Source organism: Paenibacillus sp. JNUCC 35 (assembly GCF_058269095.1).
The window spans coordinates 6,057,218-6,072,248 of the sequence record NZ_CM177771.1; the positions used below are offsets into that span (position 1 = coordinate 6,057,218).

At 55.8% G+C, this 15,031-nt stretch carries 12 protein-coding genes; 3 read left to right on the top strand and 9 right to left on the bottom strand.

What is annotated here, in order from left to right; genetic code table 11:
- Positions 1 to 66: 66 nt before the first annotated feature.
- Positions 67 to 489, bottom strand: a complete 423-nt coding sequence (locus AC2TF6_RS27470) for a hypothetical protein (protein ID WP_491309330.1) — start codon at positions 487 to 489, stop codon at positions 67 to 69.
- A gap of 144 nt (positions 490 to 633) precedes the next feature.
- On the opposite strand from AC2TF6_RS27470, the gene hlpB reads away from it, so the two are divergent.
- The gene (gene hlpB / locus AC2TF6_RS27475; protein ID WP_491309331.1) at positions 634 to 933 is read left to right on the top strand and encodes an HNH nuclease-like protein HlpB; all 300 of its coding nucleotides are present in this window, start codon (positions 634 to 636) and stop codon (positions 931 to 933) included.
- Between the two features lie 92 nt (positions 934 to 1,025).
- On the opposite strand, the gene AC2TF6_RS27480 is transcribed toward hlpB, so the two are convergent.
- From AC2TF6_RS27480 to AC2TF6_RS27505, 6 genes are all read right to left on the bottom strand, one after another.
- Entirely contained in the window at positions 1,026 to 2,225 is a 1,200-nt protein-coding gene (locus AC2TF6_RS27480) for a spore coat protein (protein ID WP_491309332.1), read from the bottom strand.
- Positions 2,226 to 2,306: 81 nt separating this feature from the next.
- On the bottom strand, positions 2,307 to 2,555 hold the full coding sequence (locus AC2TF6_RS27485) for a hypothetical protein (protein ID WP_009674191.1): 249 nt from the start codon (positions 2,553 to 2,555) through the stop codon (positions 2,307 to 2,309).
- 225 nt (positions 2,556 to 2,780) lie between these two features.
- The gene (locus AC2TF6_RS27490) at positions 2,781 to 3,701 is read right to left on the bottom strand and encodes a DUF4340 domain-containing protein (protein WP_491309333.1); all 921 of its coding nucleotides are present in this window, start codon (positions 3,699 to 3,701) and stop codon (positions 2,781 to 2,783) included.
- On the bottom strand, positions 3,698 to 5,086 hold the full coding sequence (locus AC2TF6_RS27495) for a GldG family protein (RefSeq protein ID WP_491309334.1): 1,389 nt from the start codon (positions 5,084 to 5,086) through the stop codon (positions 3,698 to 3,700). The genes AC2TF6_RS27490 and AC2TF6_RS27495 overlap by 4 nt, the downstream gene beginning before the upstream one ends.
- Positions 5,087 to 5,091: 5 nt before the next feature.
- On the bottom strand, positions 5,092 to 5,808 hold the full coding sequence (locus AC2TF6_RS27500) for an ABC transporter permease subunit (RefSeq protein ID WP_491309335.1): 717 nt from the start codon (positions 5,806 to 5,808) through the stop codon (positions 5,092 to 5,094).
- Positions 5,801 to 7,180, bottom strand: a complete 1,380-nt coding sequence (locus AC2TF6_RS27505; protein WP_491309336.1) for an ABC transporter ATP-binding protein — start codon at positions 7,178 to 7,180, stop codon at positions 5,801 to 5,803. The genes AC2TF6_RS27500 and AC2TF6_RS27505 overlap by 8 nt, the downstream gene beginning before the upstream one ends.
- A 261-nt stretch (positions 7,181 to 7,441) precedes the next feature.
- Here AC2TF6_RS27505 and AC2TF6_RS27510 point away from each other — a divergent pair, with 261 nt between their 5' ends.
- Both AC2TF6_RS27510 and AC2TF6_RS27515 read left to right on the top strand, forming a co-directional pair.
- A complete protein-coding gene (locus AC2TF6_RS27510; RefSeq protein ID WP_491309337.1) occupies positions 7,442 to 7,948 on the top strand; it encodes a sigma-70 family RNA polymerase sigma factor in 507 nt (168 codons plus the stop codon).
- On the top strand, positions 7,941 to 9,263 hold the full coding sequence (locus AC2TF6_RS27515) for a DUF4179 domain-containing protein (protein ID WP_491309338.1): 1,323 nt from the start codon (positions 7,941 to 7,943) through the stop codon (positions 9,261 to 9,263). The genes AC2TF6_RS27510 and AC2TF6_RS27515 overlap by 8 nt, the downstream gene beginning before the upstream one ends.
- 68 nt (positions 9,264 to 9,331) lie before the next feature.
- On the opposite strand, the gene AC2TF6_RS27520 is transcribed toward AC2TF6_RS27515, so the two are convergent.
- Both AC2TF6_RS27520 and AC2TF6_RS27525 read right to left on the bottom strand, forming a co-directional pair.
- Positions 9,332 to 11,998 carry a U32 family peptidase gene (locus AC2TF6_RS27520; protein WP_491309339.1) on the bottom strand — a complete coding sequence of 889 codons (2,667 nt, stop codon included), beginning with the start codon at positions 11,996 to 11,998 and terminating at the stop codon, positions 9,332 to 9,334.
- A 332-nt stretch (positions 11,999 to 12,330) separates the two neighbouring features.
- On the bottom strand, positions 12,331 to 14,403 hold the full coding sequence (locus tag AC2TF6_RS27525) for a glycosyl hydrolase family 18 protein (RefSeq protein ID WP_491309340.1): 2,073 nt from the start codon (positions 14,401 to 14,403) through the stop codon (positions 12,331 to 12,333).
- Between the last annotated feature and the right edge of the window lie 628 nt (positions 14,404 to 15,031).

Consider the following 15,031-nt stretch of genomic DNA (forward strand, 5'->3'; position numbering starts at 1 on the left):
AACGCGAGGTTCGTCCGGTTTCGGCTTCTCGGGATACCCGGTTATGTAGGCCTTGAAAGATCCGGATTACTTTTTAATCGTTACATCGAATACTTTTTCCACATTTAAAGGAACATGATCGTTCTGCTGGAGGGACAGTTTGATCGTATGCTTGCCCGGAGGGATGTTTTCCAGGCGGACCGGAGCGTCTGTCTTCAGCATCGCTTTCTGAACGCCGTCCACGTAAATGTGGAGATGGCCTTCCCCTTGTTTGGGCGCTGCTCCTATGCTGTCGCCTGCGATCGTCAAATTACTGACCTTGTAGGAAATAACGGCGGATGTGCCTTCCTGCGTTAAGGTTGCGTCAATAGTCGGGGCCGCGCCTGAAACGGCCGAACTGCCGACCTGCTCCGATTTGTTCTGGAAGCCGCATGCCGTTAAGGCCCCGCTGCTGGCAAAGATGAGGAGAAGCATGAGCACAAAAGATCGTTTACCGCTTATTTTACGCATGATTTAGACACTCCTTCGGTTAATAAAATGGCCGGGAGGGACATCCCTGTAACTTGTATATGTGGCGCAATGAGGAAACATGCCAGCATCTTCGGCAAGGGAATACTGTAAACGGCGAAAATGCACCGGAAGGGAGGGGCGAATATGGTTAAAAAGAGAAAGCAGGGAGCCTGCGAATTATGCGGGCGCCACGAGGTGAAACGGACCGAACATCACTTGACTCCAAAGGAAAAAGGAGGCACCTTTCTGCCTACGGCTATGCTTTGCATTCCTCGCCATAAGCAGATTCACGCCCTGTTTACGAACGAACAGCTGGAGTGGGGTCTGCATACGCTTGATGCACTGCGCGGCGATGAACGGATGCGAGCTTTCCTGAAGTGGATCCGTAAACAGCCATCGGCGTCACTTCCCCGAGTCCGCAAGCCCCGGGAATTACGGCAATAAAAAAACGCCTTTCGAGGAGGCGTTTTTTTGAGGACGGCACCTTGTATTGTGCCAGGCTGCCGACAGGATTCGAAAAACCGGGGCCAGAGCCGTTAACCCTGCGGACGATATCCAGGCGGCCTGCCGCCGCCCTCTCCCCTATACGGGGAGTTGTAAGGCTGCTGTGCAGACGGCGCCGTGATTGGCGTCGGGCTGGACTGCTGCGGCTGGCGGGCGTAAGGCTGCCCGTACCGCTGGGGCTGGCCGGCAGAGTAAGCGCCTGCCGTGGGCTGACCCGGCTGCGGACGGGACTGGCCGTACGGGGAGCGGGCCGAAGCCGGGGCCGGACTGCGGAAGCCGCCGTAGGACGGCCCAACCGGCACGCCGGACGCGGGCTGCCCGTAGGCCACTGGCGACGCTGCCGCAGCAGGCGTGCCGTACGGCACCGCTCCGCCTGTGGCAGGACTGCCGTACGGGGAGCGCGGAGCTGCGTACGGTTGGGCTGCGCTTGCAGCCGGTGCGGGAGCCGGCTGTTCAGGCGCTGCGGAAGCGGGCGCGCCTCCAAAGCGCGACGGCGCCATCGGCGCGGGGGCGGCGCTTGCCGCACGTGCGGGAGCCGGCTGCTCGGGCGCTGCGGAAGCGGGCGCGCCTCCGAAGCGCGACGGCGCCATCGGCGCGGGGGCGGCGCTTGCCGCCGATGCGAGAGCCGGCTGCTCGGGCGCAGCGAGCGCGCCCGAGCCCGTTTCCGCTGCTTCCGCGGAAACCGGTTCTTCCTCATCCGAGACTGACGGCTCGGAATGGTAGACGTCTCCGTATGAAGAATCATAGACGGAAGACGAGGAAAGAGAAGAATAGTAATCCGGACGTTCTCCGAATATTTCAAGTTCTTTCTCTTCGTATATAACAGGTTCTAAGGCTGCCGTTTTGTCCGCCTCGGCTGTATACAAAACCGCTTCCGGCGACGCCCCTGTTTCAGCTTCTTTCGCTTCTATTCCGGCAAAATCTTTCCGGATAGCGGCTTCCAGCTCGGAGAGCGCCCGGTCGTGGCTGGCAATCTCCTGCAGCACGTCTTCCCCGCTGGCGTTTTGAACCTTCTTCTTGTCCCCGCGATCGGCCAGAAGCCTGTACAGCTTATCCTGATCATCCAGCGTCTGCTGGAGAAGCTGGCGGTAAAGAGCGCGAATGCCGGGCTGCCGGGCATCCCATGCGGCCGATGCGTATCTGGACGCAAGCCTTTTAAAATCGGCCATCGTCCGTTCGGCAGCCTCCCATTGTTTCTCTCCGGCTTGATCCGTTTGAAGTTCCTGTTTCATCTGCAGCCACCTCCATTTAGTTCATACGGTCTGTTCATAAAGATCCTCTACAGCTTAGAGCCTTAGATTTAAGGTGCCGGGTCATAGTTCCGTACTTCTCAGCGCGGCCAGAAGCTGCCGGGCACAGCCGAGCCGGAGCACGGCCAATTGCTCCAGCACTTCCCGCAGCTCTACATCCGTTGAAGATTCCGCTTCTTCGGCACAGCGTTTGGCCAGTGTATGTTCAAAACGGATCAGGTCCCCTAACGACTGAAGCTCGGGAAGAGTGACCCTTTCCAAATGTTCTTCTTTGTAAACGACACGATGCTCTCCGGCATGACTGATTGCCATTCCCTCAACCCCCTGATCGGATGTTTTTATTAGCATGCCCATTTTTACCCATCCTATGTGATTCATTCTCTCTTAGCACAAGCAGCTCACAGCAAAAAAAAGAATAAAAGCATCGTGCGCTTTTATTCTTCAGGTTTCTTCCGTCTAATAACGGAGGGAATGCAGACGGCGTTTTCTTTTTCAAGGACTTATAGAAGTCCTGCCGGCATTAAAGCATTTTAACCGCTATTCCTTTTTCACATTAGAAGCCGCTGCTTCTTCCATAGCCGCCAGCGGAATAGCATAGGCCCAATCTCCCCCCTGCTTGGCAATCCAAACGGATTTGCCGTCGGAGCGGCCGCTGTACGTATCTTTCATCTCTTTGCCATCCACGGTCCGGACAATTTCCAGCGTCCATTCCCCCGGCTTAATCGCCTCATCGGCGGTCCGTTTCGGCATTTCTTCCGTTTTCATGAATAGCAGCTTATCCAGAACCTGGGTCGCCTCCGTTCCCTCGATCTCACGATCCGGCAGCTTCCATTTGGACTGGGCTGCCGATTTATCCGGTTCGTTCTTCGTCAGGGACCATTTATGATCCTTCCAGGAGAACGTGACGCTTTTTACCTGATCGTAATCGAATTTCACCGGACTCGTTTCCACGAAATCCAGCGGTGACTTATTCAAGACGGATAGCGAGGATTCTCCCACTTGATAGACGGCAGGAGAGCTTCCCAACTGCACATAGACGTACCCTTCCACCGGCGTCGGCGAACCGGCCTTCACTTCCTGAGAAGTACCGTCTGCAAGATTTACTCTATAGACGGATGAAGGCTTGTCGAGCCCGTATTTGGCCAGATCGGACGCCTTCTCTTCGACGACCCTTTCCTGTGTCAGCAAATTAAAAGAATCCATCCAGCCTTCGGTCAAGTTAGGGTTAAGCGGAGCAGCGGAGGGCTTGGTCATCGACCATTCGCCGTCCTTGCGGACCAGTTCCGTCTGCTGGTCTCTGCTCAAGATAGAGAAACTTTGGACATCCGCAACATTTACATGAACAAGAGGCTTGGATGTCTCCGCTTGTTTTTCCTTGAAAAAATCCTGGCTCCAGGCATACCAGAGACCGCCCAGAAACACGAGAATCAAAAGCAGCGCGGGCGCGAATTTTTTCACCCTTTTCTCCTCCTCCACCAGATAAACCCGCCGAGCAGCAGGAAGATCAGCGGCATAAAGACGATCGCCACAAAAAAGATCGTTTTGGCCTGTCCTGGCGTTAAAGCAACGGTTTGATACGCTTCATTCTGTCTGGGCCGGATCGTCACCTGATCTTTTTTCTCCTGAAGCCATCCGATGCTGTTCATCGCAAAATCGCGGTTGCCCTGCACGTTGATCTCTTGGTCCATCAGGAACGTGGAACCGCCGAGTATGACGGCCTTAGGCTTGCTGTCTTTATCCTCTACGGCATAGCCCAGGTTGAGCGGGCCTTTCACATCTTTGTCGTCCTGATTCGTCTGGGATTTCATCAACCCGGCGATATCCGTTTCACCATAGGCTTGAGGCGACGTCTTCAAGATCGGCGTGCTTTTAAAGTCGCCCTCTTCCTGAGCATTCAGGGCAACGGCCAGCGACATCATCGTCAGGAGATTGTAGTTTTTCAGCTTTGTCGTGATCTCGTGATCCCCGTACTCGGGAATAATCGTAAGCGGATCGTACAGGGTGCTCTGCTTCGCTTCGATGGCGACCGCATGCTGGTCCTTGACGCCGTACGTGTTCATGAGGGCATCGATGTTTTTCCATTTGGACGCCATTTCCTGGCTGAAGCCCAGGGAGACGTACAGCTTCCCTTTTCCGCTCAGGTACTGCTTGACCAGTTCGGCCTCTTTGTCGTTCAAATCGGTTTGGGGACCGATCAGAAACAGCATGTCGGCATCATCCGGAATCTTGCCCTCCCGGTATAGATTAAGATCTTTAACCGTGTAATTTTCGCCCTCCAGGCTTGATTTCAAAACGGTCATTTCCTGGAGCGTCATTTCCTGGTGCCCCGATAAGAAATAAGCCGTATGCTTTTCGGTGCTGGTCAGGCTTTTGACGGCCTGGGTCATCTTCTCTTCCCCGGCAAACTGATAAGATCCGGAGTCTTGACCGGCCGTGAACATCTCCTGGAAGGTGATCACCTTTTTCTGGCTTCCGCTTTCGAAAACAAGACTGCTCTGCTGAACACCGTACTGCTGGACTTTGGAGGGCTCTTTCAGCATGTCGTACTGATCATACGTAATCTTGCCCGTACGCTTGCTGTATTCCTGAACCATATCCGTCACTTCGCGGGTCAGCACGCCGTCCGGATCCTCCTGAGGATTCGTAAAAGCCGTGACATGAATGTCCTTGCCCAGATCTTTGAGAGTTCCCAGCGTTTGATCCGAAAGTGTGTACATTTTGTTTTTGGATAAGTCGAGCTGAAAATCTTTCAACGAATGGAGAAAGAAGGTCAGCAGAATAAAAATTCCGATGACGGCGATTGAAATCACCGCCGTATTTGTACCGCGCAGCCATTTCTTCATCGCTGTCACCTCCACCGTTTTCTTTCAAGGGTCTGCATGCCGAGAATAAGGAACACGGCCGCAAGCGTCACGAAGAACAGGATGTCCGCTCCTTGAAGAATTCCCTTCTGCATATTGGCCATCCGGCCGCTCATCGAGAATTGGATGATCCATTCCCGGAACTTGCCGCCGAATCCGTCGGCCAGCCAGTCGATCAGCCAGAAAAACAGAAGAAAGGCAAAACCCGCAATCCCGGCCACCATCTGGTTGTTGGATAACGTGGAGGCAAACAGGCCGATCGCCATCATCGCGGCTCCCAGCAGGAACATGCTAAGGTATGACAGCCACAGGACCGGCTGGTCCAGCGTGCCGAAGGCAGACATGATCAGCGGGTAAACCAGACTGCACAAGGTAAGCAGAAACTGGACGATAAGCGCGGCCAGGTACTTGCCCAGCACAATTTCGCCGATTCCGGCAGGTGAAGTAAGCAGCAGCTCATCCGTACCGTGACGGAATTCATCCGCCACCAGACGCATCGTGAGCAGCGGGATGATGAACAGGTAAATGAACGTAATATTACCGACCACATACCGGATATCGATCAGGCTGGGCTGCACCATGACAAAATTCAAGTAAAACATGATGCCCGACACCAGCACATAAAAAGCGAATGCGACATACGAGGTCGGCGAATAGAAAAACAGCTGCAGTTCTTTCGAGCAGATCGCCCACGTTCTACGCATCTTCGCCGCCTCCCTTCGATTGGCCTGCCGACGCGCTTCCGGACTTGTCTTTCAGCGGCAGCCATTTGCTTACACGGTTCAGTCTGGACGACTGTCCCGGACGGCTCTCCGGCTCGTCTTCGGCAGAGCCGGACAAGCTCTCGTCGGTCGTCAGCTTGAGGAAAATATCCTCTAGGCTGAGGCTCTCCCGCTTCATCTCCAGGATGGGATAACCGGCTTCCGCCAGACGGAAGAAAAGCGGCTCGCGGATGTCCGTGCTATCGGCTGACGAGACGAGCAGCTTGACCGTATCCGGGGCAGTTCCCCCCGGAGAAACGGTCTGCTGCCCGCCGGTCTTCGCCTGCGGTGCCGCCGAGGCGTCTGCTCCGGCTGCAGCCGGCTCTTCTACGGCCCCCGACTGGGGCCGTCCGGGGCCGTCCGTCTGCGCGGCGGAGCCGGAAGAGCTCGCCGGCTCTGCCGTTGCATCCGACGAGGCCGGCGCCACAGCCACTGCCTCTGCAGCCTCGCTCGCGCCGCCGGATGCCGCTTCCGCGTCAGCTGCTTCGCCAGCCCCAGACGCCGGGGCACTGGCGAGGCCAAGCGGCACCGCGGCGGATGCGCCGTCCGCCAGCTCCCGCACAGCGGCAATGCCGGCGGTAGAGCCCAGCAGCGAGATGATTTCCTCGCGCGGGCCCTTCACTTCCAGCGACACTTCGAAGGTGTCGCCCATCGTCGCGCCGAGCATCTCCGGCTTCTCGTCGAGCACAATCTGCCCCTGATTAATAATGAGCACCCGGTTGCACAGCGTGTTCACTTCGGGCAGAATGTGCGTGCTGAGCAGCACCGTATGATTTTCGCCCAGCTCGCGGATGAGGCTGCGGATTTCAATGATCTGCTTCGGGTCCAGCCCCGAAGTGGGTTCGTCCAGCACAAGCAAATCGGGTTTGTGAACGATCGCCTGCGCCAGCCCCAGACGCTGCTTATAGCCTTTAGACAAGCTGCGGATGATCTGGTTTTCGCGTCCGTTAAGCCCCAGCTTATCAATAATTTCGTTAACCCTGCCTTTTTGGGCCCGGACAGGTACATCCCTGAGATCGGCCACAAATTTCAGGTACGACCGTACGGTCATTTCCGGATAAAGCGGCGGCGTTTCAGGCAAATATCCGATCTTGCGCCTAGCCTTGCGAGGATGATCGGCCATGGACAAGCCGTCCACCAGGATGTTCCCGCCCGTCGGATTCAAGTACCCCGTAATCATCCTCATGGTAGTCGTTTTGCCTGCTCCGTTGGGCCCCAAAAAGCCCACGATTTCCCCGCGCTGCATGGAGAAATTAATCTCCCTGACTCCCCGGAAGTTCTCGTAGAGCTTGCTGACTCCGTTCACTTCCAGCAATCCTGCCCCCTCCTTTTCAACGTTCAAATAGGTGTTCACCAGTCACATGTTCTGGAATGGATAGACAACGTTCTTTTGTAGAAGCCGTACTCAATATATCCAGGGCACAATAAAACAAGCTTAAACAAAACTGAATTTCGGATTAAAAAAATGTGTCCAAATTGTGAACAAAATATTTTCACCGGAACTCCGACGATTCCCTCTTCTGCTCCGTCTAATACAATAGAACCTGGAAGGAGGGAGCTTTTTCTGGACACCGAAATGCTGGTCCGGGCGGCACCAAACGGGGACGATCAGGCATTTACCCGGCTTATGGATGAGGAAAAAGCAAGGCTGTACCGGATCGCCTACGCCTACCTTCACAGCCGGCCGGACGCGCTGGATGCCCTGCAGGAAACGGCCTTCCGCGCTTACCGTAATATTCGCAAGCTGAACGATCACACGCTGTTTTCCACCTGGATCACCCGTATTCTATTGAACTATTGCGCCGATGAACGGAAGCGCCGAAACCGTCCCGTTTATCCGGATTACACGGCAGCGAAAGAAGTTTCCGGCCCGAAGCCCGACAACCTGGATTTATATATGGCTTTGGACCGCCTGCAGCCTTCCGAAAAACAACTCATCATTCTCAAATATATGGAGGACTGGACATACCCTCAGATCGCTTCCTTGCTGCAAATGCCGGAAAGCACGATCAAAACCAGGGCGCGCAAGGCGCTCGACCAGTTAAAATCAATTCTGGGAAGGGAGGACGAAGCCTATGGATGAGAAGGATTGGCTGCAAAAAGAACTGCGCGGAACCACAGACGGGGAAATACCCGCCGAGGCGGACCTTGCCATAGCGCAAGGTATTCAGAGAGCCAAGGTCTTACGGCGTCGGAACCGGACGTCCTTAACCGCTGCGGCTTCTTTTATCTTGCTGGTTACGGTATTTGCGGCCATGGTCCATGTGTCTCCCGCCTTTGCCTCTGCGATCCGTCAGATACCGGGCATGGAGGTTTTCGTCCGGATACTGGGCACCCAGGATAAAGGGTTGGCGCGAGCCTTCGACAACGAATTTTTTCAACCGATTAACATATCCCACACGCAAAACGGAGAAACCGTCACGCTCAACGGCGTCATCGCCGATGAATCGCGAATCGTGGTTTTTTATTCGTGGAGCAATGCTCCTACTACTCCGAAACGCGGCCCTGAGGTAAAACTGAACCCCGCTGACGGGAGCCATATGCCGGCTGTTATTGGTTTTCAGCATTCGCCGGTCCCTGCCGAGCCTGTATCTTCAGGCAGCGACTATTTGGATGCGATGCTGGTAGAGGGTGCACCGATGCCGGAAGATTTCATTTTCGAAGCCAGGCTGGCGGGCGATGACGGTCCGGTTTGGAAAATACCTTTCAAGCTCGACCGGGAGCTGTTCATGAACCGGGTGGAAACGATTCCGATCGGTAAAAGCGTCGTCATACAAGGTCAAACGGTTACATTTAATGAAGCTAAGCTTTATCCGACCCGCATTTTGCTCGACGTTTCGTACGAGGAAAGCAATACTAAGCAGCTTTTCGGGCTGCGCGACATTCATTTGGTCACCGAAAAAGGGGAACGTCTTCCGAATTGGGGCGCATCTAACGACACCGAGGATAAAAAGATACTCACCTTCGAAAGCTCCTACTTCACCCAACCGAAGGAACTGTATGTGGAAGGCAGCCTGGTGACTGCCCTGGACAAAGAACAATTGACCGTAAAGCTGGATGTGGCGAACAAACAGATCGTATCTCCGGACAACCGGCTTCAGCTTCTGAAGCTAACCGACATGGGCGACAGCTACGCCGTGTATCTCAAATTAAGCGGGCTCGATTCCTCCTGGGACAACATGAACTACACGGCATGGGACGGCTGGAAAGATGCGCACGGAAACACTGTCGAAGTGTCAAACCATACTTCAAGCAGGACTTTAGGAGAAGATCCCGAATCCAACGCATCCTTGGAATCTTTTACGATTCCCAAAAAAGACTACGGAGGCGTGCTGACCACAACCCTGCACGAATGGCCGAATCCTCTAAGAGAGCCGTACCGCATTCGTATCAAGTAACGGCATCATAATAAGGAAAAAAGGCCCGCCGGTTTGCCGGCAGGCCTTTCTTTATTCCGATCCGTTGCTTATTCCATCGTATCCACGCGGCCCCATTTAACAAGCTGACCGCGGGTAACGCCGAGCTGATTGGTCGCTTTGAGCGTCTTCCATACCTGCGTGCCGGTAATGTTGCCGCGGATTGCACGGCGGTACAGGTCCAGCACTTCCTTGACCTTCTCCGGCGATTCCTCCAGGAACTCGACGCGGTACGAGCGTACGCCCAGCTCAAGGAAATGGTTCAAATATTCGGCGCCGGACTGCTCAATGGCGTTGTATACCGTGTTGCGGCAGCCTTCATCCACGCGAACCGGATGAGACATGCCGATCCGGTCCTGCAGGGAGGCGCGGTGATCCTCGCAAGGGCGTCCGCAGTTCGTGAAGTCGGTGCCTTCGCTCATAAACGTGCAGTACACGCAGTGCTCCGTGTGGAACATCGGCATATGCTGCTGGATCACCATCTCCATCTTCGACGTATCCGTGCGCGACAGCATATCCACCATCTGCTGGATATTCAGATCGTACGACGGAGTAACCATGGAGCATCCGGCATCTACGAAGAGCGAAGCCGTCTTGTGGTTGGCGATGTTCAACGAGAAATCGCCGATCAGCTCCGGCTGGTGCTCCTCCGGGTTCTCCGCGCGGTACTTCATGAAGAAGTACATCGCGCCGGTGTTCCGGATAAGCACCGCATCCGGCCGCAATTTCAAAATATTGCGGAAGTAGCCGGTCTCGCCGGGCATATGAATGCGTGGAGTCGCCAGCGCAATCTTCTTGCCCGCGGCATGAGCGGCCTCCACGGCGGCCGGGAACTGCTTGATGAACTCGAAATCGGCGTAGATCATATCGACGTCGGTTTCGACGGCCGCAAGCACCTGCTCGATGCCGCGGCAGAGTGCGGTCAGGCGCACGCCGTAAGGCTGCGCAGCCTGTCCGCCAGCGGCTCCGATGCCGTCTGCGGCCTTGCCCGCCGCGTCAGCCGTGTGCGCAGGGGCCGCTTCCGCAGGCATCTGCTGTGCGGCCGCATCCGCGCGGCCGCTTGCCCGGCGCTCTTCGGCGCTCACCGGCGCCTGCAGCAGCTGCTCGTCGGCGTAAGCGTCGACCTCGCGCTTCATGTACCGGCGCGGCTTCTGGCGCTCGGCTTCGAGCAGCTCCACGGCGCGGCGGCGCAGGGCGTTCAGCTCGCGCATCGGGACGATCACGTCACCGCTAAGCTGGACGTCCAGTCCGGCCAGCTCGAAGATCGTGCCGCCGAGGCGTCCCAGCTGCTCCGCCAGCACCTCTTCGCCGAGAGGGCGCTTCAGGGCCGCTTCCAGCAGCGCTTCGCTTTCCACGAACACACTGTGGTTCGAGGAAGGATCGCTCCACCAGGTCTTCAGCGGCTGGCCTACCGCTCCTGTGACGCGAAGATGGACCGGGAACGTACGGTACGGCTTCTCCGTTTCGTACGTTTGACGCAGGCGCTTGTCGAGCGCCGGATCGCTCGTCTTCCAGATCCGGTCTCCGACACGGACACGTCCGAGATCCACATCGTTGCGCCCCGGCACGATTTCGATCAGGCCGCCCTCGGCTTCGCCTTCCATCTTGACGCCTTTGCGGCGCAAGTCGTACACGCGGCCGCCCTCTTCCTTCTTCGTCGGGTCGCCCGCATCGAACACGATCCCGTCTCCGCGTTTGAGCGGCGCCTCAATCTCGCAAATGACCGCATCGCGCAGAACCTGCTTCACGCGGCCGAGGAATACGCCGCGGCTCTTCGGGAACGTGCCGTCCACGAGCTTCTTGTTGTTCGTTCCTTCGAGGAACCCGCTCGTGAACCCGCGCGAGAAGCTCTGCTGGAGTTCGCGGATATCTTCCTTGGACGGCTTCGCATCCTTCCCGTCGAAATACGCGTCGATAGCCCGGCGGTACTTGCTCACGACGTTGGCCACATACTCCGGACTTTTCAGGCGTCCTTCGATCTTGAACGAGGTGACGCCCGCTTCGATAAGCTGCGGAACCAGCTCGATAGCGGCCAAATCCTTGGGCGACAGCAGGTAAGCTACGTCCCCCATCGGCTTAGGCTCTCCATCGACGATCAGGTCATACGGCAGCCGGCAGGCCTGGGCACATTCTCCGCGGTTGGCGGAGCGTCCGCCCCACATTTCGGATGTCAGGCATTGTCCCGAATAGGAAACGCACAGCGCACCGTGCACGAAAACTTCCATCGGAAGCTTCGCCTGGTCGCCGATCGTTTTGATCTGCTTCAAGTTGTTTTCGCGTCCGAGCACGACACGTTCGATATCGAACGGTTTTGTAAACTCCACCGCTTCCGGCGAAGTAATGGTCATCTGCGTCGATCCGTGGATCGGGAAATCCGGGGAGATGTCGCGGATCATTTTGACAAGGCCCAGATCCTGTACGATTACCGCGTCCACACCCGCATCCACGCAAGCCTCGATAAGTTCTTTCGCATCGCGAAGCTCGTCCTCAAACACGAGAATGTTGAACGTCAGAAAGCCTTTGACGCCATATAAATGTAGAAACGACATAATGTCGGACAGTTCATCCATCTTGAAATTGTGCGCGCGTGCGCGGGCATTGAATTTTTCAACCCCGAAAAAAATCGCATTGGCGCCGTTCGCTACGGCCGCCCGCAGACAATCCCAGTCGCCGGCAGGAGCCAGAAGCTCTATATCTTCTCTGCGTAAAGATCGCATGATTCATATCCTTTCATTGTGCAAATCAGGTAACATAACTAGTGTACCTTTGTGAATGTTCGCCCGCAACCCGCAAAAGCCCCCGCGGCGCCCTTTTTTTGTCATAAGGTTAAAAAAATAAGCCTTCCGGACAAATTCGTCCGCAGGCGGCTGGCGGCCCCGGCCTTAAGAAAATCGTTCATCGCGGCGCACTGCCTATTTGAAGCACATCTACAGTTGTATAAGAAAGCGAAAAGGAACCTTTCCAGCGCACCCCATTCCATAGAAAAAGAGCGCCGTCATAAGACAGCGCCCGTTTTCCTTCCTATAAGAATCTCAAAAAGTATAAGTGCTTAGTGAGGCAGATCGTTGGAAACGACCGTTTGCAGCGTTTTGTTGCTGTCGGCTTCCAGCTCCCAGAACATGACGCCGCGCAGCCCTTTGGACTTCGCATATTCGTTCTTCGCGTGAATCGAAGCCTCGTCCTCGTAAGTGATGAAAATTTTGCTCGTCGGGTTGTACAGGTATGGTGTCTTGGTCACGTCGTTCCAGTAACGCGTGAAGCCCAGGCCGCCCACTGTATATTTGCCGCTTGCGTCTTTCGTCAGGTAGCCTTTGTTCTGCAGGTACGAGAAGTTGAACGTTGAGCCGTCCGAACCCGTGTTGGAGGAGCCGGAGCAGCTTTGATACAGGCCGTCGCCTTTGGCTCCCGCGTTACAGCCGTTCCAGCCGTAGCCGTAGAACGGTTCGCCTACCGTGATTTTGCTGGCCGGCACGCCTTTGTTCAGATAGATTTTGACGGCGGAATCCACATTGAACTGCGGAGTGCCCGCCGGATCGCTCGGATCGTTGTAAAGCGGTGCTACGTGATTGCTGGAAGTATCCCAAGGACCGTGGAAATCGTAAGTCATGATGTTGATCCAGTCCAGATAGTTCGCAGCTTGGGTCATCCAGTTCGAAGTGCCGCCCGCATCCGCCACGAAAGTGGAGTTAGCTCCGGACGCGATCGTGATATAGTACTGCTTGCCGTCCTTCTGTCCGGCGGTGTCCAGTTGTTGGCGCAGAGTTTGCAGCAGCAGAATGTAGTTGGCTTTATCCGCCGAGCGCTGGCAGGTTTGACCGGAAGCGCACGGTACGCCGATGGCGTTCGGATATTCCCAGTCGATATCAATGCCGTCAAAATTGTACTGGCGGAGCAGGGAAACCGCCGAAGTCGCAAAGTTTTGGCGAGCTGTCGCATCCGCAGCCGTATTGGAGAACTGGTTGGACCAAGTCCATCCGCCGATGGAGAAGAACAGTTTCAGCTTCGGATTTTTCGTTTTCAGCTGGGCCAGCTTTTTCAGGCTCTCGTAGCCGCCGCCTTCGCCGACATCATCCACAAAAGGATCACCCAGTACGATGGACCCGTTCGGTGCGTTGTTCGCCGCTCCGTTGCCGTCCTGGCACGGCCAGGTTTGAGCATTCGGATTCTCCGGATCATTGGAAGGGTTGCCGTGTCTGCCGTTCCAGCAAATATCCAGAAACGCGTAGTTGATGGCAGATACTTTCGTTGCATCTACGTTAGCCGGTGTGAAAGAAGGCGTATTGTACGAAGTCCAGCTAGGGAAGTAGCCGATAATTTCGTTGCTTCCGACCGGTTGTGTCGTCGTCGTTGCCGTTACAGCCGCGCTTGCAGGGGACTCGTTGCCCGCCGCATCTTTGGCTTTCACGGTGAATGTGTACGCCGTGTTCGCCTGAAGGCCCGTCACCGTGTAGCTTGTCGAGGACGTGGAGCCCGCGAGTGCTGTGCCGTTGTATACGTCGTAGCTTGCCACTCCGACGTTGTCGGTAGCCGCTGTCCAGCTGAGCGCTACACTGTTAGCGGTTACATTTCCGACCTTTAAATTAGTCGGAGCAGTCGGTGCCTGCGTGTCAGGAGCTGCCGTCTTAACCGTAACCGCCGCACTGGCCGCGGACACATTGCCGGCAGCGTCTTTCGCCTTCACGGTAAACGTGTAGGACGTATTCGGCTGCAGGCCGGTTACCGTATACGAAGTCGTCGTGGAAGTTCCGGCCAGGGCCGTACCGTTGTACACCTCGTAACCGCTTACACCAACGTTATCGGTAGAAGCCGTCCAACTGAGTGCAGCGGAATTCCCCGTTACGGTTCCCGCGTTCAATCCCGTGGGCGCTGTCGGCGCTTGCGTGTCCGGAACAGCTGTCGATTTCTTCCACAGCGCCGGTACGTTCGGCGGCTCCCAGCCCTGCAGTGCCGTGTGCGGCTGCACACATTCGTAGAGCGTTCCGCTGTAACTGACGATCTCACCCTTCTTGTAAGCCGTTCCCGGTGCCCATTCCGACGCGCCCAAAGCGGTCAGCGGCAAGGATACGAGCAGCAGCAGGACGACCAGAGCGAACGCTAATCCTCTTTTTGCTTTTCCATTCATCCGTTAATTCTCTCCCTTCATAATTAGGAAACTTTCCGGGACACCCCGTTTAACCCGTCCGGGCACAGCCGTTTCCTTGACTGTCATTCGTATCTTGCTCTGTCAGCCTGTCGTTCTTTCGTTTATCTCCTCCTCCGAGTCTCTGCAAAAGTTAAATGGCTTTAACTTTACAGGCTGCAAAATGTGCATCTGCGGATGCATGCGTCCGGGTCATTTTTATCGCCGCAGTTCTCTTAATACCTAAACAGTTCGACTCTCAATATTTATTTCCTTCCTTTTCCATAAAAAAATTTTGCGTCCCGGCTGCGCATCTGCCGCATTGATTTTTTTGCACAACTTAGGTAAACTATTCCCAACTGCATACGATGCGGCCGTGAAGGACCAATAGTACCTGAATTTCCTTCGAATCAGCGATCCGGGAATGGTGGAAGCCCGGGCAAGGAACCAGCGAAACGGCAGTCCGGAGCCGCGTGCGGCAAGAAAGGGGATGCGCCAGCCAGGCGCCATTCACCGCAATCCGATCCTTTGTCCGATGAGCAAGTGCCGGACGGGTACGGAATGACGGGGAAAGGCGGATATCCGAGCGGAGCATCAACTAGGGTGGAACCGCGGGTGCTCAAGCTCTCGT

Excerpts from the sequence above, each read along its gene's own strand:
- AC2TF6_RS27520 (WP_491309339.1), bottom strand. The coding sequence starts at position 11,998 with ATGCGATCTTTACGCAGAGAAGATATAGAGCTTCTGGCTCCTGCCGGC.
- AC2TF6_RS27500 (WP_491309335.1), bottom strand. The coding sequence starts at position 5,808 with ATGCGTAGAACGTGGGCGATCTGCTCGAAAGAACTGCAGCTGTTTTTC.
- hlpB (WP_491309331.1), top strand. The coding sequence starts at position 634 with ATGGTTAAAAAGAGAAAGCAGGGAGCCTGCGAATTATGCGGGCGCCAC.
- AC2TF6_RS27515 (WP_491309338.1), top strand. The coding sequence starts at position 7,941 with ATGGATGAGAAGGATTGGCTGCAAAAAGAACTGCGCGGAACCACAGAC.
- AC2TF6_RS27495 (WP_491309334.1), bottom strand. The coding sequence starts at position 5,086 with ATGAAGAAATGGCTGCGCGGTACAAATACGGCGGTGATTTCAATCGCC.
- AC2TF6_RS27485 (WP_009674191.1), bottom strand. The coding sequence starts at position 2,555 with ATGGCAATCAGTCATGCCGGAGAGCATCGTGTCGTTTACAAAGAAGAA.
- AC2TF6_RS27525 (WP_491309340.1), bottom strand. The coding sequence starts at position 14,403 with ATGAATGGAAAAGCAAAAAGAGGATTAGCGTTCGCTCTGGTCGTCCTG.
- AC2TF6_RS27510 (WP_491309337.1), top strand. The coding sequence starts at position 7,442 with ATGCTGGTCCGGGCGGCACCAAACGGGGACGATCAGGCATTTACCCGG.
- AC2TF6_RS27480 (WP_491309332.1), bottom strand. The coding sequence starts at position 2,225 with ATGAAACAGGAACTTCAAACGGATCAAGCCGGAGAGAAACAATGGGAG.
- AC2TF6_RS27470 (WP_491309330.1), bottom strand. The coding sequence starts at position 489 with ATGCGTAAAATAAGCGGTAAACGATCTTTTGTGCTCATGCTTCTCCTC.